Here is a 17,542-nt window from a genome sequence, read left to right as displayed (position 1 = left end):
ACATGCCCACCGAAGAGACTCTCGTCCTCGTCAAGCCTGACGGCGTCGCACGCGGCCTCACCGGCGCGATCCTCGCCCGCATCGAGGCGAAGGGCTACGCGCTCGTCGACATCAAGCTCGTCGAGCCCGACCGGGAACTCCTCGAGCAGCACTACGAGGAGCACGCCGGCAAGCCGTTCTACGAGCCGCTCGTCGAATTCATGATGTCCGGTCCGTCGGTCGCCATCCGCCTCGCGGGGAACCGCGTCATCGAGGGCTTCCGCTCCCTCGCGGGCACGACCGACCCGACGACCGCCGCCCCCGGGACGATCCGCGGCGACTTCGGCCGCGACTGGGGCCTGAAGGTCCAGCAGAACCTCGTGCACGGCAGCGACAGCCCGGAGTCGGCGGCGCGCGAGCTGGCCATCTGGTTCTGACACCCGTCGGCGCCTTGTGCCGAGAGGCGCCGACAGGGTCTCGTCGGCGCAGATCGTCGTCACCACGGTGGATGCCGACGATGTGCGCCGACCCTTCCCGCGCACAGCGCGATCTGCGCCGCCGACTCAGACGTCGACGGGTCAGAAGATGACGTCGATGAGCTGGGGAATGGCGTCCAGGCGGAACTGCGCGAGGAGCAGCACGATCGCGTAGGACACGAGCGCCATGAGCGGCACCCACGGCGTCATCGCGCGCCCGGCGGCCCTCGTCTTGGGCGCGTCGGACACGACGCCGGCGCGGAACATGAAGACCCACACGGCGTAGAACGTCGGAATCGTCACGAGCCACGTCACCATGCACCAGGGGCAAAGGGTCCCGAGCACGTAGATCGACTGGCTGATGAGCCACAGCACGAACCCGAACGCGAACGTGATGCCGGCCGCGAACAGCCACCAGAACCAGCGCGCGAAGCGCGCACCGGCGAGCACCGCCATTCCGACGACGATCGGCGCGACCCACCCGGTGAGACCGAGAATCGGGTTCGGGAATCCGAAGACGCTGCCCTGCCACGAGTCGAGGTTCGCGGTGCACTGCACGATGATGCTGAAATCGCAGGATGCCGGCCCCGCGTTCGGGTCGGCGAGGGCGTGGAACTTCTCGACGGTCAGCGCGAAGGCCGCGATCCAGCCGATGACGCCGGCGATGACGAGCCAGACGGCGAGGCCGCGGGGGCGCGCGTCGATGGTGCGGGGAGGCATGCCGCGATTATGGCATCCGCTCCCTATGCCGCCGCCGAGCGGTCGTGATCTGCGCATTTCAGGCGCGATAGTGGAATAATGAGGGCCGATGCTCCTCGCGGCCGCTCCGCAGAGCCGGCATCACAGAAGACTTCGGGCGATGAACGCCCTTGGCAGCACGACCCCCGCCACGGTGCGGGTGAGGCTGCAGACCGTATGAGTTCGCGGTACCTCCGGACCGGAGCGTCACCGCCAGATTTGCCCGGGCAGGCCCGCGGAGCCGCCCGCTAGGAGTAAGCCAGAGATGGCCGATGAGCACAATGAACACACGGATCCCGCACACCTCGACGGCTCCGCTGAGCTGACCGACGGCGTGCCCGCCTCCGGTGCGGACGACGCGCAGGCGGATGCCGACGCGCTGGTCGCCGGCGAGGAGATCATCGACGAGTCCGTGGTCGACGTGGAGATCGCGCCCGACGCCCTCGTCGACGAGGCGCTCGACGCCCTGACCGAGGTTCCCGCGGGCGTCGCCGACGCGACTGCGGAGGCCGCCGAGCCCGAGACTCGGGATGCGGAGGCCGCCGAGCCCGAGCGTCCCGCCGAGCCCGAGTCTCCCGCCGAGCCGGAACCGCTCACGGCGGTCTCGCTCGGCCTGCTCCCTGCCGAGTTCGTCTCGCAGGTGTCGACCCAGCTCATGTTCTACGCGCCCGAAGTCGTGGCCCTCCCCGCCCGCCCGGGTCAGGGCGACGACGCACGCGACGAGCAGGGCGGTGAGTCCGGGTCGAGCGCCCGTCGCCGCAACCGTCGCCGTGGCGGCGGGGGACAGGCATCCGACGGTGATGAGTCCGGCGAGGCCCGCGGGGGTCGTCAGCCGCGTCAGCGCGCGGTGGAGCTCATCACCGAGCCGCAGCGCATCAAGGGCTCGACCCGTCTCGAGGCGAAGAAGCAGCGTCGCCGCGACGGCCGTGAGGCGGGCCGGCGCCGCACGGTCGTCACCGAGGCGGAGTTCCTCGCGCGCCGCGAGGCGGTCGACCGCGACATGATCGTGCGCTCGAAGAACGGGCGCATCCAGATCGCCGTGCTCGAGGACAACGTGCTCGTCGAGCACTACGTTGCGCGCAGCCAGGAGTCCTCGCTCATCGGCAACGTGTACCTCGGCCGCGTTCAGAACGTGCTCCCCTCGATGGAGGCCGCGTTCGTCGACATCGGCCGGGGGCGCAACGCCGTCCTTTACTCCGGCGAGGTCGATTGGGATGCCGTCGAGACCGGCAACCAACCCCGTCGCATCGAGCTCGCGCTGAAGTCCGGCGACCGCGTCCTCGTCCAGGTCACCAAAGACCCGGTCGGGCATAAGGGCGCCCGCCTCACGAGCCAGATCTCGCTTCCGGGCCGCTACCTCGTGTACGTGCCCGGCGGAGCGATGAACGGCATCTCGCGGAAGCTTCCCGACACCGAGCGCGCGCGCCTCAAGCGCATCCTCAAGGAGGTGCTCCCCGAGTCGAGCGGCGTGATCGTCCGCACCGCGGCCGAGGGCGCGACCGAAGAGCAGCTGACGCGTGACGTGCAGCGCCTCACCGCGCAGTGGGAGAACATCTCCAGCCAGGTCGAGTCGATCCAGGCGCCGGCGCTCCTCCACTCCGAGCCGGATCTGCTCGTCAAGATCGTCCGCGACGTCTTCAACGAGGACTTCTCGAAGATGCTCATCCAGGGCGAGGATGCCTACCAGACCATCACGTCCTACCTCGCCGCCGTCGCCCCCGACCTCCTCGAGCGCGTGGAGAAGTACGAGGACGAGCAGGATCCCTTCGACCGCTTCCGCGTGACGGAGCAGATCGAGAAGGCGCTCGACCGCAAGGTCTGGCTGCCCTCCGGCGGCTCGCTCGTCATCGACCGCACCGAGGCGATGACGGTCGTCGACGTCAACACGGGCAAGTTCGTCGGCTCGGGCGGCAACCTCGAAGAGACCGTCACGAAGAACAACCTCGAGGCGGCCGAGGAGATCGTCCGCCAGCTGCGGCTGCGCGACATCGGCGGTATCATCGTCGTCGACTTCATCGACATGGTCCTCGAGTCGAACCGCGATCTCGTGCTACGCCGCCTCATCGAGTGCCTGAGCCGCGACCGGACGAAGCACCAGGTCGCCGAGGTCACCTCGCTCGGGCTCGTCCAGATGACCCGCAAGAAGCTGGGTCTCGGGCTCCTCGAGACCTTCAGCGAGCCGTGCGAAGTGTGCGCCGGTCGCGGTGTCATCGTCCACCACGACCCGGTCGTGAAGCACCGCGGCCCCGCGCAGTCGAACGGCTCGGGTAACGGTCGCCGCTCCCGGCAGGGTTCGTCGCCCTCCGGGTCGAACGGCTCGGGTAACGGCGGCACGCACGTCATCACCGAGGGCGCGAAGTCGGCCCTCGCGGCGATCGCGGCCTCCACGATCCACACCCCCGCCGATGAGGTCGACGCCGTGAACGCCGGCGTCGTCGAGGTGGCCGAGACGCCCGCCGAGCCCGTCAAGAAGCCGCGTCGCAAGCGCGGCGAGGGCCGCCAAGGCGGCGCACGCGGAGAGAAGGCGGATGCCTCGGCATCCGCTCCGAAGACGGAGAAGGACCTGCTGCTCGACTCCGTCCTCAGCGCGCTGCCCGAGCCCAAGGCGCCCGGTCAGGGTCGCGGCCGTCGCCGCGTGACGACGGCGGCGCTCAGCGGCACGCCGGTCGCCGCGACGCCCGGCGAGTCGGGCCCGTCGGAGGCGTAGTCCCGCCGCGGCGATCTCGATCAGCCAGGGGATGCGCGACCCCGCCGGCGCACTCGATCAGCGGCGGGGTGCGCGACGCTCGCGGGCCGTCACCCGCAGCCCCGACGCGATGAGGCGGCGGACGAGCTCGTGACCGCTGACATGCTCAGCGCCGGCGGCGACGAGGCGGGGGAGAGCATCGCCCGGCACGTCGTAGTGATCGAGGTCGAACGCGCGTCGAGGAATGCCGTTCGCCGCAGCGAAGGCGTGCAACTCATCCAGATCGGTGTCGGTGACCAGGTGTGCCCACAGCCGGCCGTGCGCGGGCCAGCGCGCGTCATCGACAAGGATCGCCATCCCTCCATCGTACGAACCCGCGACACGCCCGGGGCGCGCTTTTGCCCCTTGCCCCGGCATCCGGTAGAGTAGTCGCTTGGTGCGTCGAGGTTCTGCCTCCGCGCTCGCAGACTCGTCAGGGACTTTCCGTTCCGCAGGACAACCGGAGCCGTGCGCTCCACAGAAGAAACAGGTGTGAAGTGGTTTACGCAGTTGTGCGCGCCGGCGGCCGGCAGGAGAAGGTCGAGGTCGGCACGATCGTCGTTCTCGATCGTCAGAAGGCCAAGGTCGGCGAGAAGCTCGAGCTGCCCGCCGTGCTGTTCGTCGACGGCGACACCGTCACGACCGACGCGGACAAGCTCGCGAAGATGACCGTCACCGCCGAGGTCCTCGGCGAGGAGCGCGGCCCGAAGATCGTGATCCAGAAGTTCAAGAACAAGACCGGTTACAAGAAGCGCCAGGGCCACCGTCAGGACCTCACGCGCGTCAAGATCACCGGCATCAAGTAAGTCTCGAAAGGCGCAGAGATGGCACACAAAAAGGGCGCAAGCTCCACCCGTAACGGTCGTGACTCCAACGCCCAGCGACTGGGCGTGAAGCGCTTCGGCGGCCAGCAGGTCCTCGCCGGCGAGATCCTCGTCCGTCAGCGCGGCACGCACTTCCACCCCGGCGCGAACGTCGGCCGCGGTGGCGACGACACGCTGTTCGCCCTCGCCGCCGGTGCGGTCGAGTTCGGCGCGAAGGGCGGCCGCAAGATCGTCAACATCGTCACCGCCGAGTGACCCCGCGTACGCGCACACGGTAGTCACTGCGCTCACGCACACACAGCATTCGTGACGGGGCGGGCCCCATCGGAGATCCTCCGATGACCCGTCCCGTCACTTTTTCATAGGCGGACCGTGGGGGAGACCCGACGGCCAGAACCGCCCCGACCGCGAAGGAGAGCTCATGGTCACGTTCGTCGATCGAGTGACGCTGCACCTGCGTGCCGGCAAGGGCGGCAACGGCTGCGTCTCGGTGCGCCGCGAGAAGTTCAAGCCCCTCGCCGGCCCCGACGGCGGAAACGGGGGACACGGCGGTGACGTCGTGCTGGTCGCCGACCCGCAGGTGACGACCCTTCTCTCGTACCACCACTCGCCGCACCGCTCCGCCGGCAACGGTGGCTTCGGCATGGGCGACAACCGCTCCGGTGCGATGGGAGAGAGCCTCGAGCTCGCCGTTCCCGTCGGCACCGTGGTGAAGGATGCCGACGGCGAGACCTTCGCCGATCTGATCGTCCCCGGCATGCGGTTCGTCGCGGCGCCCGGCGGGCAGGGCGGCCTCGGCAACGCGGCCCTCGCGAACCCGAAGCGCAAGGCCCCGGGCTTCGCGCTGCTCGGCACGCCCGGCTGGGAGGGCGATGTCGTCCTCGAGCTGAAGACGGTCGCCGATGTTGCGCTCGTCGGCTACCCGTCGGCGGGCAAGTCCAGCCTCATCGCCGCGATCTCCGCCGCGCGGCCCAAGATCGCCGACTACCCCTTCACGACGCTGCACCCGAACCTCGGCGTGGTGCAGGCCGGCGACGTGCGCTACACCGTCGCCGATGTGCCCGGCCTCATCGAGGGCGCGAGCGAGGGCAAGGGTCTGGGCCTTGAGTTCCTCCGCCACGTCGAGCGTTGCACCGCGCTCGTCCACGTCCTCGACTGCGCGACCCTCGAGCCGGGTCGCGACCCGCTGAGCGACCTCGACGTCATCCTCGAAGAGCTCGGCAACTACCCCGTGCCGGAAGGGCAGATCCCGCTGCTCGAGCGCCCCCAGCTCGTTGCGCTGAACAAGGTCGACGTTCCGGAGGCGAAGGATCTCGCCGATCTGGTCCGTCCCGAGCTCGAAGAGCGCGGCTACCGCGTCTTCGAGATCTCGACCGTGAGTCACGAGGGCCTGCGCCCGCTGACCTTCGCCCTCGCCGACATCGTCGCGCGGCACCGCATCGAGCAGGAGTCCGCGCCCGCCCCCGAGCGCGTCATCATCCGCCCGCAGGGCTCCGAGCGCGAGTTCGAGATCCGCGTCGAGGGCGGAACGTACGGCAACGTCTACCGCATCCTCGGCGCGAAGCCCGTGCGCTGGGTGCAGCAGACCGACTTCCAGAACGAAGAAGCCGTCGGCTTCCTCGCCGACCGGCTCGAGAAGCTCGGCGTCGAAGACGAGCTCTATCGCGTCGGCGCCGTCGCCGGGTCGACGGTCGTCATCGGCGAAGGCGACGCGGTCGTGTTCGACTGGCATCCCTCGCTGTCGTCCGCCGCCGAGCTCATGACGGCCCCGCGCGGTACCGATCCGCGCCTCGACCTCAACCCCCGCCGCACGACCTCGCAGCGCCGTGAGCGCTATCACGAGCGCATGGATGCCAAGGCGGAGGCCCGGGCCGAGCTCGAGAGCGAACGACTCGCCACGACGGCGGACTGGGACGACGAGTGGGTGGAGAGCGACGAGTCGTGAGCATCTCGGATCGTGCGGGCATCGCCGGGGCGCGCCGCGTCGTGGTGAAGGTCGGCTCATCGTCGATCAGCGGCGAGAACGCCGGCAAGATCCAGCCGATCGTCGAAGCGCTCGCGGCCGCGCACGCGCGCGGCACCGAGGTCGTCCTCGTCTCGTCCGGCGCCATCGCGACCGGTATGCCGTACCTCGCACTCGATGAGCGACCCGTCGACCTCGCCACCCAGCAGGCGGCGGCCGCCGTCGGGCAGAACGTCCTCATCTACCGCTACCAGGACGCCCTCCGCCCCTTCGCGATCGTCGCGGGCCAGGTACTCCTCACCGCCGGGGACCTCGAGAACCCGACGCACCGCTCCAACGCGCGTCGCGCCATGGAGCGGCTCCTCGGCCTGCGCATCCTCCCGATCGTCAACGAGAACGACACCGTCGCAACCCACGAGATCCGGTTCGGCGACAACGACCGTCTCGCCGCGCTGGTCGCGGCGCTCATCGGTGCCGATGCGCTCGTGCTCCTCAGCGACATCGAATGCCTGTACACGAGGCCGCCGAGCGAGCCGGGCGCCCGCCCCATCGACACGGTCGCCTTCGGCGACGACCTCGCCGGGTTCGAGTTCGGCTCCGTCGTCGTCAACAGCGTCGGCACCGGGGGAGCGGCGACGAAGGTGTCGGCAGCGAAGCTCGCCGCGGCGGAGGGCGTCGGCGTGCTCGTGACGAGCGCCGACCTCGTCGTCGAAGCGCTCGAAGGTGCACCGATCGGCACCTGGTTCGCCCCCGACCCGCACGCGGTGCCCGCCTCCGGTACCGGCTCCATCCCCGTGGCGCCGGCGCGCGGCTGAGCGACCCGGGCCCCGAGACGCTCCAGGCCCTCGATACACTGACGGGATGACTGTCACCGCGACCACCGCGCGCGAACGCATGGAGCGCGCGAAGGATGCCGCCCGTTCGGTCGCCCTGCTGAGCGACGCCGACAAGGCTCGGGCTCTGCGCGCGATCGCCGCCGCACTAGAGGCATCCTCCGCCGACATCATCGCCGCCAATGCCGACGACCTCGCCCGCGGTACGGAGAACGGTCTCTCCGCGGGTCTGCTCGACCGCCTCCGTCTCGACGAGACGCGCGTCGCGGCACTCGCGCGCGCGGTGCGGGACGTCGCCGAGCTCCCCGACCCCGTCGGTCGCGTCCTCGACGAGCGCACGCTGCCGAGCGGCGTCCACCTGCAGAAGGTCTCCGTCCCGTTCGGCGTCGTCGGATCGATCTACGAAGCCCGCCCGAACGTGACGGTCGACATCGCCGCGCTGGCGCTGCGGTCCGGGAATGCGGTGGTCCTCCGCGGCGGCACCGCCGCACAGTCGAGCAATCGCGCGCTCGTCGACGCGATGCGCGGAGCGCTCTCCGATGAGGGGATCGACCCCGAGGCCATCCAGACGGTCGACGACTTCGGCCGTGAGGGTGCGAACGCGCTCATGCAGGCGCGCGGGCTGGTCGACGTGCTCGTGCCGCGGGGGAGCGCCGAGCTGATCGAGACGGTGGTCACGCAGTCGTCCGTCCCCGTGATCGAGACGGGGGCCGGCGTCGTCCACATCGTGCTCGACGCGTCCGCCCCCCTCGAGTGGGCAGAAGACATCGTCGTGAACGCCAAGACGCAGCGTCCCAGTGTCTGCAACGCCGTCGAGACCGTGCTCGTGGTGCGGGACGCCGCCGAGCGACTGATCCCTCCCGTGGCGGCCGCCCTGACGGATGCCGGGGTCACGATCCACGGCGACGACGCCGTCCGTGCCCTCGTCGCCGCCGCCGTCCCGGCGAACGATGACGACTGGGCCACCGAACACATGAGCCTCGACCTCTCGATGAAGGTCGTCGACGATCTCGACGAGGCGCTCGCCCACATCCGTCGCTTCTCGACGCACCACACCGAATCGATCATCACCGCCGATGATGCGAACGCCGAGCGATTCCTCGCCGAGGTCGACTCCGCCGTCGTCATGGCGAACGCCTCGACGCGGTTCACCGACGGCGGCGAGTTCGGCTTCGGCGCCGAGGTCGGCATCTCCACGCAGAAACTGCACGCGCGCGGTCCGATGGGACTGCCGGAACTGACGAGTACCAAGTGGCTTGCGCGCGGCACCGGGCAGATCCGCGGCTGAACCGCATAAACTTGACTCACCCGAACCGAACGGAGCCCGCATGACCCTCGCCACGATCGTCGCCCTCGCCGCAGAGACGACCGAGCACCACGGCAACGTCCAGGCGGAGACGTTCATCTTCGGCGTCATCGCGTTCGTCGTCTTCCTCGTGCTCGGTGCCGTAACCTTCTCGTACCGCAACGTCGCCAACCGTCACTCTCCCAAGGCCGAGGCGTACGCCAAGGCGCACCCCGTCGACCAGGCGCAGGTGGGCCACGGCCACCACTGAGGCCTGCCCCATGGAGTCCACTCGCGCCCCGCGTATCGGGGTCATGGGCGGTACGTTCGACCCGATCCATCACGGTCACCTCGTGGCCGCGAGCGAAGTCGCGCAGTCGTTCGATCTCGATGAGGTCGTCTTCGTGCCTACCGGTCGCCCGTGGCAGAAGGAGAAGGTCACCGAGGGGGAGCACCGCTACCTCATGACGGTGATCGCCACGGCATCCAATCCGCAGTTCACCGTCAGCCGCGTCGACATCGACCGCGAGGGACCGACCTACACCATCGACACCCTGCGCGATCTCAGAACGGCACGTCCCGACGCGGAGCTCTTCTTCATCACCGGCGCCGACGCGATCGCGCAGATCCTCAGTTGGCGCAACCATGACGAGCTCTGGGACCTCGCGCACTTCGTCGCTGTCTCACGCCCCGGGCACGTTCTCAGCACCGAGGGGTTGCCGACCGAGGACGTGAGCCTCCTCGAGATCCCGGCCCTCGCGATCTCGTCGACCGACTGCCGCGCGCGCGTTCGTGCGGGAAACCCGGTGTGGTACCTCGTCCCCGACGGTGTCGTCCAATACATTGCGAAGCACCACCTCTACCGGAGCGAGGCATGAGCACACCCGATCAGCCCGAGACTCCGCAGCTGACCCGGCGTCAGCTGCGCGAACTGCGCAACACCGCGTCGAATCCCATCATCACCCCTGAGGAAGCCGAGGCCGCAGCTACGGCGGCGCCCGTCGTCGCGCCGCTTCCGCGTGCCGCCGAGCCCGTCGTCGTCGAAGAGGCTCCCGCTGCCGCCGCCGTCGACCTCGATGCGCCGGCCCTGACGCGTCGTGAAGCGCGCCAGCAGGAGCGGCTGCGCACGGCATCCGTTCCGGTGATCGAGGCCGTTCCGTCAGGGGACGGCGCGGAGGGCGACGTCCCCGCGAGTGCGGACGCCGACGAGGCGGCGCAGGGTGAGGATGCCGGTGCGCCAGCTCTCGTCGCCGGGCTTCCGGGGTCGGAGGCCGAGACCGAGACCGAGACGGAAGTCGAGGCTGAGGCAGACGCCGAGGCCGAGGCCGAGGCCCAGGTCGAGGCCGAGCAGGCCGCGAAGGAGCTCGCAGACGCGCAAAGCGAGGCGCCCGACGTCGAGACCACACTCGACGAGGTCACCAACGGCACCTCCGACGCCTCCGACGAGGCAGAACCGGAGGAGATCTCCGCCGAGGACGTGCCCGCTGAAGAAGCGCCTGCCGAGGAGGCGTCCGCTGACGAGGAGTCCGCCGAGCGCCCCGTCGTCGCGCCGACGTTCGGCGCGGGAGTGCTCAAGGGTGAGGGCGTCGAGATCGAACTGCCGGCATCCTTCGACCAGCTCCTGACGCGTGGAAGTGCGACGACGGGTTCGGTAGGCGCCTCGAACGCGCTCATCCTGTCGCAGACGCCCGACACCGGCGCGTTCACCTCGCCGATCGCTGCGACCGGCGAGGTCCTCATCACCGGGACGTACAAGCTGCCGGATTCGTTCGGCTCGACAGGAACATCGCGCGGGTCCTCCGACGGCAAAGAGATCGACGCGATCCTCGTCGACGGCGAGCTGCCCCCGGCATCCTCGCCCACACCGATCGCGGCGAGCTCGGCGATCAGCACGATCAAGAGCGCCGAAGACATCATCAAACCGCCCGCGCCCGAGAAGGGCAGTCGGCTGATGGTCGTCCTCGGCATCACCGCGGGCGCCCTCGCCATCGCGCTGATCGGCGTGCTGATCGTCGGCCTCGTGACAGGAGCCCTCGGATGACGGCGAACGAACGTACGCGCGAACTGGTCCGCATCGCGGCGAAGGCCGCCGACGACAAGGGTGCGGAGGATCTCGTCGCCTTCGACGTCTCCGATCCGCTGCCGCTGGTGGATGCCTTCCTCCTCGCGACCGGAAACAGCGAGCGGAACGTCGCCGCGATCGCCGACGCGGTCGAAGAGGCGATGCTCGAGGAAGGCGTCAAGCGACTGCGGCGGGAGGGGAAGAGCGAAGCGCGGTGGATCCTCATCGACTTCGGCGATCTCGTCGTCCACGTCTTCCACGAGCAGGAGCGCGTGTTCTACGGGCTGGAGAGGCTCTGGAAAGACACGCCGCTCATCGAGACGGGCGTCGTCGCCGACGCGCCCGGGTGAGCGCCGGTTCGTCGCCGCTCACGAGATGTAGTAGCATCGAAGGGTTGCCGCGAGAGCGGTGAACGCCCAGAGAATGGGCCTGTGGCGCAGCTGGTAGCGCACCTGCATGGCATGCAGGGGGTCAGGGGTTCGAGTCCCCTCAGGTCCACCGATCGAACGCCCGATCAGACACGCGAGAGTGTCTGCTCGGGCGTTTGCTTTGGTTGTCGGCACCAGGTTCGATCGCACCCGTCCGCTTCCGTGGGCGCGCCGCGAGAACTGCGGACCGCGCCTTCTCACCTGCTGACCAGGCAATGGGAGCCTGACCCGCTTTTTCGGACACCGGAGTTGAGGCGATGATCGTCTCGGAACGAGTCCGTGAGATGTCTGCTGCCCACCCGCTGGAAAGGCTTCCCTCGCCCGGTGTTCTCCGGCACCTGATAGTCTCCCCGGCCGTGACGACAGTCGAGCGGGAGAGGCGCGGATGACGGAGACGCCCGCGCCCGCTGCGCCCCGCGGCTCTGCGCTCGAGGTGTTCCTCGTGTTCCTGAAGCTCGGGCTGACGTGCTTTGGCGGCCCGATCGCCCACTTGGGCTACTTCCGATCCGAGCTCGTCGAACGACGAGGGTGGCTGGAGGATGCCGACTACGGCGATCTGGTCGCCTTGTGCCAGTTCCTGCCGGGTCCCGCATCCAGCCAGGTCGGCTTCGGGATCGGGCTGCATCGCGCCGGCGGCCGAGGCGCCCTCGCGGCATTCTTGGGCTTCACCGCACCCTCGGCGCTGCTCATGTTCGCCTTCGCCTACGGAGCATCGTTCTTCGATGATCCGACCCTGCGAGGCGTTTTGGCGGGGTTGCAGATCGTCGCGGTAGCGATCGTCGCGCAAGCCGTGTGGGGGATGTCGCGGACCCTGACTCCCGACCGCACCCGGGCCTCCCTCGCCGCCGTCGCTGCGGTGATCGCGCTGGCCGCCCCCGGCGCCATCGGCCAGGTCGCCTCGATTGCCCTCGGCACAATCGCGGGGCTGATCCTGTGCCGCGCGGACGTCACGCCTCTCGGATCGCTTCGATTCCCCGTCCGGCGCGGGGTCGCGATCGCGTGTCTCGTGCTGTGGAGCGCCCTACTTGTCACCACTCCGCTCGCCGCCGGTGCGACCGAGGTCGGCGGCGTCCGCCTCTTCGACGCCTTCTACCGGGCCGGCGCCCTGGTGTTCGGCGGAGGCCACGTCGTGCTGCCGCTGCTGCAGGCCGGAGTGGTCGACCCCGGATGGGTGACGCCGCAGGGGTTCCTGGCGGGGTATGGTGCCGCGCAAGCGGTGCCCGGACCGCTCTTCACTTTCGCCGCCTATCTCGGCGCTGTCTCCGACATCGGCCCGGGCGGCGCGTGGGGAGCGGTCATCGCGCTGGTCGCCAGCTTCCTGCCCGGATTCCTCCTGCTCGTCGGCATTCTCCCGTTCTGGAACGCCTTGCGTGCACGCCGCGGGATGCAGGCGGCGATGCGGGGGGGCAGGTGCCGCGGTGGTCGGCATCCTGGCGGCCGCGCTCTACACGCCGGTGTTTACGACCGCGATCACCGGCCCGGGCCCGTTCTGCCTCGCGCTGATATGCTTCGTCCTCCTGACGGCTTGGCATCTGCCGCCCTGGGCCGTCGTGCTCGTCGGGGCGCTCGGAGGGCCGGTCGTCGCGCTCCTCCCGGCCGCTTCGCCCGCCTGAACGCTCCGGAGTCACCATGTCACGCCCCACCGTCCTGTTCGTCTGCATCCACAACGCCGGTCGATCCCAGATGGCTGCCGGTTACCTCGCGGGGCTCGCCGGCGATCGCATCGATGTTCGATCCGCGGGATCCGATCCCGCCGACCAGCTCAATCCGGTCGCCATCGAGGCGATGCGCGAAGAGGGCATCGACATCACCACCGGCGCGCCCGCGCTACTCACCGTCGACGACGTGCGACAAGCCGACGTTGTCATCACCATGGGATGCGGCGATGCCTGTCCGATCGTGCCCGGCAAACGCTACGAGGACTGGGCCCTGGACGACCCCGCCGGACAACCGCTCGACATCGTGCGACGCATCCGCAACGACATCCGGGAACACGTGGAACGCCTCATCCGAGAGCTCTCCCCGGCGTCGGACGAGCCGAACGCATCCGGCGACGTCTACTGACTGCTCGACGCTCCTGTCCCTCATCTGGCTGGCGACCAGTCGGGCTGCGATGGTTGAACGCGATCGCTCCTGAGTCGGAGGAGAAGCTTGTCCACTTCCGGCGAACAGAGGGCGTGGATGCGGCTCCGCGTTCGCGACTCACGTCTCGCTCGCCATGTGCTTGATCGCCTTCAGACCAGTGTGGGTCGAGAAGCCAAGACGTCGGCCGATACTGGTTGCTCATTCGCCGTGCTCGTAGGCCGTTTGCGCGACGATGTCTCCTGCGGTCATTCGGCGAGTCGTCACAAGGCCGGCCTCAGCGAGATGCCTTCCTGCCGCTGGCCTTCTGTCACATCGCGCGGATCATGGGTGAAGGCGCGTCGCGCTCTCAGGTGCGGATGGCATCTCCAGCTCGACCACAAGGCCGCCGCCCTCGCGCGGTGTCAGACGCAGCTCGCCGCCGAGGGCGCGTGCAACGCTCTTGACGATTGCGAGACCGAGGCCGTGACCTCGATCGCCGGCGATCCGGCCCACACCGCGGACGAACGGCTCGGCGAGCGAATCGACCAGGTCCCGTGTGAGGACGACGCCGGTGTTCTCGATGATCAGGACGCGAACATCTCCGGCCTCGATTGCCCGCAGCCGTAGCTCGCCGCCGTCGAGATTGTGACGCACGGCGTTACGGACCAAGTTCGACACCGCCTGGCGCAGAAGGACCGCGTCCGCCGACATCTGCAGCGAGGGGGGGCAGGTCGTCGAGGACCGTGAGGCTCCTCGCCTCGATCCCCGACTGCTCCTCGCTCAGGGCGGACCGGACGAGCGGAACGGCGTCGACCGGATGATGCCCGATAGCGCGTTCGTCGAGCTCTGCGAGATCGAGGAGGGCCGCAACCGTCTCGATGCTACGCCGATTCGTCTCGAGAACGCGCGACGCCACGGCGCGCAGCTGCACGGCATCCGCGTCGGGGTCGGCGAGAGCGACCTCGAGCATCGTCTGCGTCGCCGCCAGCGGCGTCTGCAGTTCGTGGGACGCATTCGCGGCGAAACGCTGCGAGGCTGAGAAGGACCGATCCACCGGCCTGCTCAAGGGCGTCAACGTCTACCGCTCGGCCCTCACCGACCCCGCCGCGACCGGCGCACGGTGAGCGCCGCCGACCTCGACCTGCTGAAGGTCACCGCGACCGATCTCGCCGTCGGCACGTGGTTCAACGACGCGACCGACACGTACCCCACGGTGGTGCTCGGGGCGGATGCCGCGAAGATCCTCGGTGTCGTCACGACCGGCACCCAGGTGTGGCTGGGCGGACAGTACGTCACGGTGATCGGCATCATGGAGCCGTCGGCGCTCGCGCCGGAACTCGACATGGGCGCGTTCGTCGGCATCCCCGCCGCGAAGGATCTGTTCGGCTTCGACGGCAGCCCGACGACCGTGTACGAACGATCGACGGAGCAGACGATCGCACAGGTGCGCGAACTCCTCCCCGGCACCGTCAGCCCCGAGGCCCCGCAGAATGTGAAGGTGTCACGGCCGTCGGACGCGCTGGCGGCGAAGTATGCCGCCGATCAGGCATTCACGGGACTTCTCGTCGGCCTCGGTTCCGTCGCGCTCCTCGTGGGCGGCATCGGCGTTGCGAACACGATGATCATCTCGGTGCTGGAGAGGCGCCGTGAAATCGGTCTGCGACGCTCGCTCGGGGCAACCCGAGCGCACATCCGACGGCAGTTCCTCGCGGAAGCTCTGTTGCTGTCGGGCCTCGGTGGCGTGCTCGGAGCGGCGATCGGAATCGGCGTGACGGCGACGTTCGCCGCGATCAACGGCTGGCCGCTCGCGGTCTCGCCCGTCGTCGTGGGTGTCGGGGTGCTCGCCACTCTCGTGATCGGCGCGATCGCGGGGCTCTACCCCGCCGTCCGCGCCGCCCGTACGCCGCCGACGGCGGCGCTGAGCAGCTGAGCCCTCCTGGGGCCGGCGTCTCGAGAACCGCCCCGACTCGCAGGCTTTCCTGAGTGATTGCTGTACGTTTTGCCCGCGCATCGCTACCGTCATATCGATGACGGGTGGACCGCACCCGTCCGTTCGACGAGTGGAGTCGGTATGAAGTTCTTCCAACGCCTGGGCCGATCGCTCATGCTCCCGGTGGCGGTGCTGCCGGTCGCGGCGATCCTCTCGGGCATCTCGTACTGGATCTCGAGCGCGACGGGCGGAGACAACGTCGTCTCGGCCTTCCTCGGCGCCGCCGGCGGCGCGCTGCTCGACAACATGCCGCTGCTGTTCGCCGTCGGCGTCGCGATCGGCATGGCGAACAAGACCGACGGCACATCCGCGCTCGCGGGCCTCGTCTCGTGGCTGACGATCACGACCCTGCTGTCGCCGACGACCATCCAGAAGCTCATGGGCATCGAGAACATCGAGGACGTGAATGCGGCGTTCAGTAAGGTCCAGAACGTCTTCGTCGGCATCATCGCGGGTCTGATCGGGGCGTGGTGCTACAACAAGTTCAAACACACCAAGCTCCCCGACGCGCTGTCGTTCTTCTCCGGCAAGCGTTCGGTCGCGATCGTGACCGCCGGTCTCTCGCTCGTCGTCGCCGTTGTGCTGATGTTCATCTGGCCGCTCGTCTACACGGGTCTCGTCACGTTCGGTGAGTGGATCTCGACCCTCGGCCCGTTCGGTGCCGGCCTGTACGGCTTCTTCAACCGCCTGCTCATCCCGACCGGCCTCCACCACGCGCTGAACTCGGTGTTCTGGTTCGACGTGGCCGGCATCAACGACCTCGTGAACTTCCTCGCCGGCGATAAGGGCGACGGCGTGTACGGCGTCACCGGCCAGTACATGGCCGGGTTCTTCCCGGTGATGATGTTCGGTCTGCCCGGCGCGGCACTCGCGATGTACATGACCGCGAAGACGACCCGCAAGAAGGTCACTTACGGCATCATGCTCTCCGCTGCCGTCGCGTCGTTCTTCGTCGGCGTCACCGAGCCGCTCGAGTTCTCGTTCATGTTCCTCGCGCCGTGGCTCTACCTGATCCACGCCGTCTTCACCGGGATCTCGGTCGGACTCGCGGCATGGCTGCCGACGCGATTGGGCTTCGGCTTCTCGGGCGGCTTCATCGACATGGTGCTGCAATGGACGAACCCGCTCGCACAAAACCCGTGGATCCTCCTCCTCATGGGCGTCGCGTGGTTCTTCATCTACTTCTTCACGTTCTACTTCGTGATCAAGCGCTTCAACCTGAAGACACCGGGTCGCGAGGACGACAACGATCTCGAGGTCGCCGCCGAGCGCGCGTCGGACCTCACGGGCTATCACCTGACGGCCGATCAGTTCATCGCGGCCCTCGGCGGCAAGGAGAACATCACCGACCTCGACAACTGCGCGACGCGTTTGCGCATGGAGATCGCCGACACCTCGAAGGTCGACGAGCAAGCGCTCAAGCGCGCGGGCGCTGCCGGGACGATCAAGCCGGGCGGTCACTCGGTGCAGGTGGTCTACGGGCTCAACGTGCAGTTCGTGAAGGATGCCATGGAGGACCTGATGTCGGGACGTACGGACCGCATCGAGGCCCTCGAAGGCGCGACGGCGTCGCAGACCGGCGCTCTCGCCGGCGCGGCGACCATGATCGGCGTTCCGAGCGTGGCCTCAGCGGGGATCGCCGCCGGTGCCGCCGCCGAGGAGAAGGAGCGGGCGACGACACGTCGCGAAGCACGCGCGGCGGCGGCCCCCTCGTCGACTGTCACGCTTCGCCAACCCGTGGAGGGGGCGGTCGTGCCCCTCGCCGACGTTCCCGACCCGATGTTCGCGGCGGGAACGATGGGCCCCGGCATCGCGGTCGACCCGACCGGCGACACGATCGTCGCGCCGGCGGATGCGACCGTCGCGTCGGTGTTCCCGACCGGCCACGCCATCGGGCTCGTGCTCGATGACGGGACGGAACTGCTCATCCACGTCGGCATCGACACGGTGGGCCTCAAGGGAGACGGTTTCGAGACCCTGGTCGAGGCCGGTCAGAAGGTCACGGCGGGCACGCCGCTGATCCGGTTCGATCCGGAGAAGATCCGTGCCGCAGGTCTGTCGGCTGTGACGCCGGTGATCGTCCTCAACAACGAAGACGCGACGGTCACCTTCGAATGAGCTGTCGAGCCGGTGGGTGGGCGCTCGGCGCCGGCCCACCGGCTCGATCAGTTCCTC

The 17,542-nt window shown here is 69.0% G+C and carries 19 protein-coding genes, 1 tRNA gene and 1 pseudogene; 17 read left to right on the top strand and 4 right to left on the bottom strand.

Annotated elements, in window-relative coordinates; translation table 11 throughout:
• Positions 1-2 precede the first annotated feature (2 nt).
• Complete coding sequence (ndk, locus tag ACRVYW_RS00920; RefSeq protein ID WP_431800813.1) at positions 3-416, top strand: nucleoside-diphosphate kinase; 414 nt, start codon at positions 3-5, stop codon at positions 414-416.
• Between the two features lie 141 nt (positions 417-557).
• Here ndk and ACRVYW_RS00915 read toward each other — a convergent pair whose 3' ends face one another.
• Positions 558-1,175 carry a vitamin K epoxide reductase family protein gene (locus tag ACRVYW_RS00915; RefSeq protein ID WP_431800811.1) on the bottom strand — a complete coding sequence of 206 codons (618 nt, stop codon included), beginning with the start codon at positions 1,173-1,175 and terminating at the stop codon, positions 558-560.
• Between the two features lie 283 nt (positions 1,176-1,458).
• Here ACRVYW_RS00915 and ACRVYW_RS00910 point away from each other — a divergent pair, with 283 nt between their 5' ends.
• Positions 1,459-3,900 (top strand): Rne/Rng family ribonuclease, encoded by a 2,442-nt coding sequence (locus ACRVYW_RS00910; RefSeq protein WP_431800809.1) that lies wholly within the window; start codon positions 1,459-1,461, stop codon positions 3,898-3,900.
• 57 nt (positions 3,901-3,957) lie between these two features.
• Here the strand turns inward: ACRVYW_RS00910 and ACRVYW_RS00905 are convergent, their stop codons facing one another.
• Positions 3,958-4,236: a DUF4031 domain-containing protein gene (locus ACRVYW_RS00905; RefSeq protein ID WP_431800807.1), complete on the bottom strand. Its 279-nt coding sequence runs from the start codon at positions 4,234-4,236 to the stop codon at positions 3,958-3,960.
• Between the two features lie 179 nt (positions 4,237-4,415).
• Between ACRVYW_RS00905 and rplU the strand changes: the two genes are divergently transcribed.
• The 13 genes and pseudogenes from rplU to ACRVYW_RS00840 all read left to right on the top strand — a co-directional run bounded on the left by rplU (position 4,416) and on the right by ACRVYW_RS00840 (position 13,377).
• Positions 4,416-4,724: a 50S ribosomal protein L21 gene (gene rplU, locus ACRVYW_RS00900; RefSeq protein WP_431800805.1), complete on the top strand. Its 309-nt coding sequence runs from the start codon at positions 4,416-4,418 to the stop codon at positions 4,722-4,724.
• Between the two features lie 18 nt (positions 4,725-4,742).
• Positions 4,743-4,997, top strand: coding sequence for a 50S ribosomal protein L27 (gene rpmA / locus ACRVYW_RS00895; RefSeq protein ID WP_431800803.1), 255 nt, complete (start codon positions 4,743-4,745; stop codon positions 4,995-4,997).
• A 166-nt stretch (positions 4,998-5,163) separates the two neighbouring features.
• Positions 5,164-6,687, top strand: a complete 1,524-nt coding sequence (gene obgE / locus ACRVYW_RS00890) for a GTPase ObgE (RefSeq protein ID WP_431800801.1) — start codon at positions 5,164-5,166, stop codon at positions 6,685-6,687.
• Positions 6,684-7,520 carry a glutamate 5-kinase gene (proB, locus tag ACRVYW_RS00885; RefSeq protein WP_431800799.1) on the top strand — a complete coding sequence of 279 codons (837 nt, stop codon included), beginning with the start codon at positions 6,684-6,686 and terminating at the stop codon, positions 7,518-7,520. The genes obgE and proB overlap by 4 nt, the downstream gene beginning before the upstream one ends.
• Before the next feature lie 46 nt (positions 7,521-7,566).
• The gene (locus ACRVYW_RS00880; protein WP_431800797.1) at positions 7,567-8,826 is read left to right on the top strand and encodes a glutamate-5-semialdehyde dehydrogenase; all 1,260 of its coding nucleotides are present in this window, start codon (positions 7,567-7,569) and stop codon (positions 8,824-8,826) included.
• A 40-nt stretch (positions 8,827-8,866) separates the two neighbouring features.
• Entirely contained in the window at positions 8,867-9,094 is a 228-nt protein-coding gene (locus ACRVYW_RS00875) for a hypothetical protein (protein WP_431800795.1), read from the top strand.
• A gap of 10 nt (positions 9,095-9,104) precedes the next feature.
• Positions 9,105-9,701 carry a nicotinate-nucleotide adenylyltransferase gene (gene nadD, locus ACRVYW_RS00870; RefSeq protein WP_431800793.1) on the top strand — a complete coding sequence of 199 codons (597 nt, stop codon included), beginning with the start codon at positions 9,105-9,107 and terminating at the stop codon, positions 9,699-9,701.
• On the top strand, positions 9,698-10,864 hold the full coding sequence (locus ACRVYW_RS00865; protein WP_431800791.1) for a hypothetical protein: 1,167 nt from the start codon (positions 9,698-9,700) through the stop codon (positions 10,862-10,864). The genes nadD and ACRVYW_RS00865 overlap by 4 nt, the downstream gene beginning before the upstream one ends.
• Positions 10,861-11,235 (top strand): ribosome silencing factor, encoded by a 375-nt coding sequence (rsfS, locus tag ACRVYW_RS00860; protein WP_431800789.1) that lies wholly within the window; start codon positions 10,861-10,863, stop codon positions 11,233-11,235. Before ACRVYW_RS00865 ends, rsfS begins: the two co-directional genes overlap by 4 nt.
• A gap of 75 nt (positions 11,236-11,310) precedes the next feature.
• Positions 11,311-11,383: transfer RNA gene (locus ACRVYW_RS00855), tRNA-Ala, on the top strand.
• 315 nt (positions 11,384-11,698) lie between these two features.
• Positions 11,699-12,664 (top strand): annotated as a pseudogene (gene chrA, locus ACRVYW_RS00850) (chromate efflux transporter); the annotation flags it as partial.
• A 67-nt stretch (positions 12,665-12,731) separates the two neighbouring features.
• Positions 12,732-12,926, top strand: a complete 195-nt coding sequence (locus ACRVYW_RS00845) for a hypothetical protein (RefSeq protein ID WP_431800787.1) — start codon at positions 12,732-12,734, stop codon at positions 12,924-12,926.
• A 16-nt stretch (positions 12,927-12,942) separates the two neighbouring features.
• Positions 12,943-13,377 (top strand): arsenate reductase ArsC, encoded by a 435-nt coding sequence (locus tag ACRVYW_RS00840; protein WP_431800785.1) that lies wholly within the window; start codon positions 12,943-12,945, stop codon positions 13,375-13,377.
• Between the two features lie 342 nt (positions 13,378-13,719).
• Here the strand turns inward: ACRVYW_RS00840 and ACRVYW_RS00835 are convergent, their stop codons facing one another.
• Positions 13,720-14,088 carry an ATP-binding protein gene (locus ACRVYW_RS00835; RefSeq protein WP_431800783.1) on the bottom strand — a complete coding sequence of 123 codons (369 nt, stop codon included), beginning with the start codon at positions 14,086-14,088 and terminating at the stop codon, positions 13,720-13,722.
• Entirely contained in the window at positions 14,036-14,347 is a 312-nt protein-coding gene (locus ACRVYW_RS00830) for a hypothetical protein (protein ID WP_431801714.1), read from the bottom strand. The genes ACRVYW_RS00835 and ACRVYW_RS00830 overlap by 53 nt, the downstream gene beginning before the upstream one ends.
• 150 nt (positions 14,348-14,497) lie before the next feature.
• On the opposite strand from ACRVYW_RS00830, the gene ACRVYW_RS00825 reads away from it, so the two are divergent.
• Both ACRVYW_RS00825 and nagE read left to right on the top strand, forming a co-directional pair.
• On the top strand, positions 14,498-15,307 hold the full coding sequence (locus tag ACRVYW_RS00825; RefSeq protein WP_431800781.1) for an ABC transporter permease: 810 nt from the start codon (positions 14,498-14,500) through the stop codon (positions 15,305-15,307).
• Between the two features lie 141 nt (positions 15,308-15,448).
• Entirely contained in the window at positions 15,449-17,485 is a 2,037-nt protein-coding gene (gene nagE / locus ACRVYW_RS00820) for an N-acetylglucosamine-specific PTS transporter subunit IIBC (RefSeq protein ID WP_431800779.1), read from the top strand.
• Positions 17,486-17,542: the final 57 nt, after the last annotated feature.

Origin of the sequence: Microbacterium sp. bgisy203 (assembly GCF_965345155.1) — a bacterium.
GTDB lineage: Bacteria > Actinomycetota > Actinomycetes > Actinomycetales > Microbacteriaceae > Microbacterium.
This window is presented reverse-complemented; position numbering and strand designations above follow the sequence as displayed.

Excerpts from the sequence above, each read along its gene's own strand:
- ACRVYW_RS00840 (WP_431800785.1), top strand. The coding sequence starts at position 12,943 with ATGTCACGCCCCACCGTCCTGTTCGTCTGCATCCACAACGCCGGTCGA.
- rsfS (WP_431800789.1), top strand. The coding sequence starts at position 10,861 with ATGACGGCGAACGAACGTACGCGCGAACTGGTCCGCATCGCGGCGAAG.
- ACRVYW_RS00875 (WP_431800795.1), top strand. The coding sequence starts at position 8,867 with ATGACCCTCGCCACGATCGTCGCCCTCGCCGCAGAGACGACCGAGCAC.
- ACRVYW_RS00910 (WP_431800809.1), top strand. The coding sequence starts at position 1,459 with ATGGCCGATGAGCACAATGAACACACGGATCCCGCACACCTCGACGGC.
- rpmA (WP_431800803.1), top strand. The coding sequence starts at position 4,743 with ATGGCACACAAAAAGGGCGCAAGCTCCACCCGTAACGGTCGTGACTCC.
- ACRVYW_RS00835 (WP_431800783.1), bottom strand. The coding sequence starts at position 14,088 with ATGTCGGCGGACGCGGTCCTTCTGCGCCAGGCGGTGTCGAACTTGGTC.
- ACRVYW_RS00830 (WP_431801714.1), bottom strand. The coding sequence starts at position 14,347 with ATGCTCGAGGTCGCTCTCGCCGACCCCGACGCGGATGCCGTGCAGCTG.
- nagE (WP_431800779.1), top strand. The coding sequence starts at position 15,449 with ATGAAGTTCTTCCAACGCCTGGGCCGATCGCTCATGCTCCCGGTGGCG.
- nadD (WP_431800793.1), top strand. The coding sequence starts at position 9,105 with ATGGAGTCCACTCGCGCCCCGCGTATCGGGGTCATGGGCGGTACGTTC.
- ACRVYW_RS00915 (WP_431800811.1), bottom strand. The coding sequence starts at position 1,175 with ATGCCTCCCCGCACCATCGACGCGCGCCCCCGCGGCCTCGCCGTCTGG.
- ACRVYW_RS00905 (WP_431800807.1), bottom strand. The coding sequence starts at position 4,236 with ATGGCGATCCTTGTCGATGACGCGCGCTGGCCCGCGCACGGCCGGCTG.
- obgE (WP_431800801.1), top strand. The coding sequence starts at position 5,164 with ATGGTCACGTTCGTCGATCGAGTGACGCTGCACCTGCGTGCCGGCAAG.
- ndk (WP_431800813.1), top strand. The coding sequence starts at position 3 with ATGCCCACCGAAGAGACTCTCGTCCTCGTCAAGCCTGACGGCGTCGCA.
- ACRVYW_RS00880 (WP_431800797.1), top strand. The coding sequence starts at position 7,567 with ATGACTGTCACCGCGACCACCGCGCGCGAACGCATGGAGCGCGCGAAG.
- ACRVYW_RS00865 (WP_431800791.1), top strand. The coding sequence starts at position 9,698 with ATGAGCACACCCGATCAGCCCGAGACTCCGCAGCTGACCCGGCGTCAG.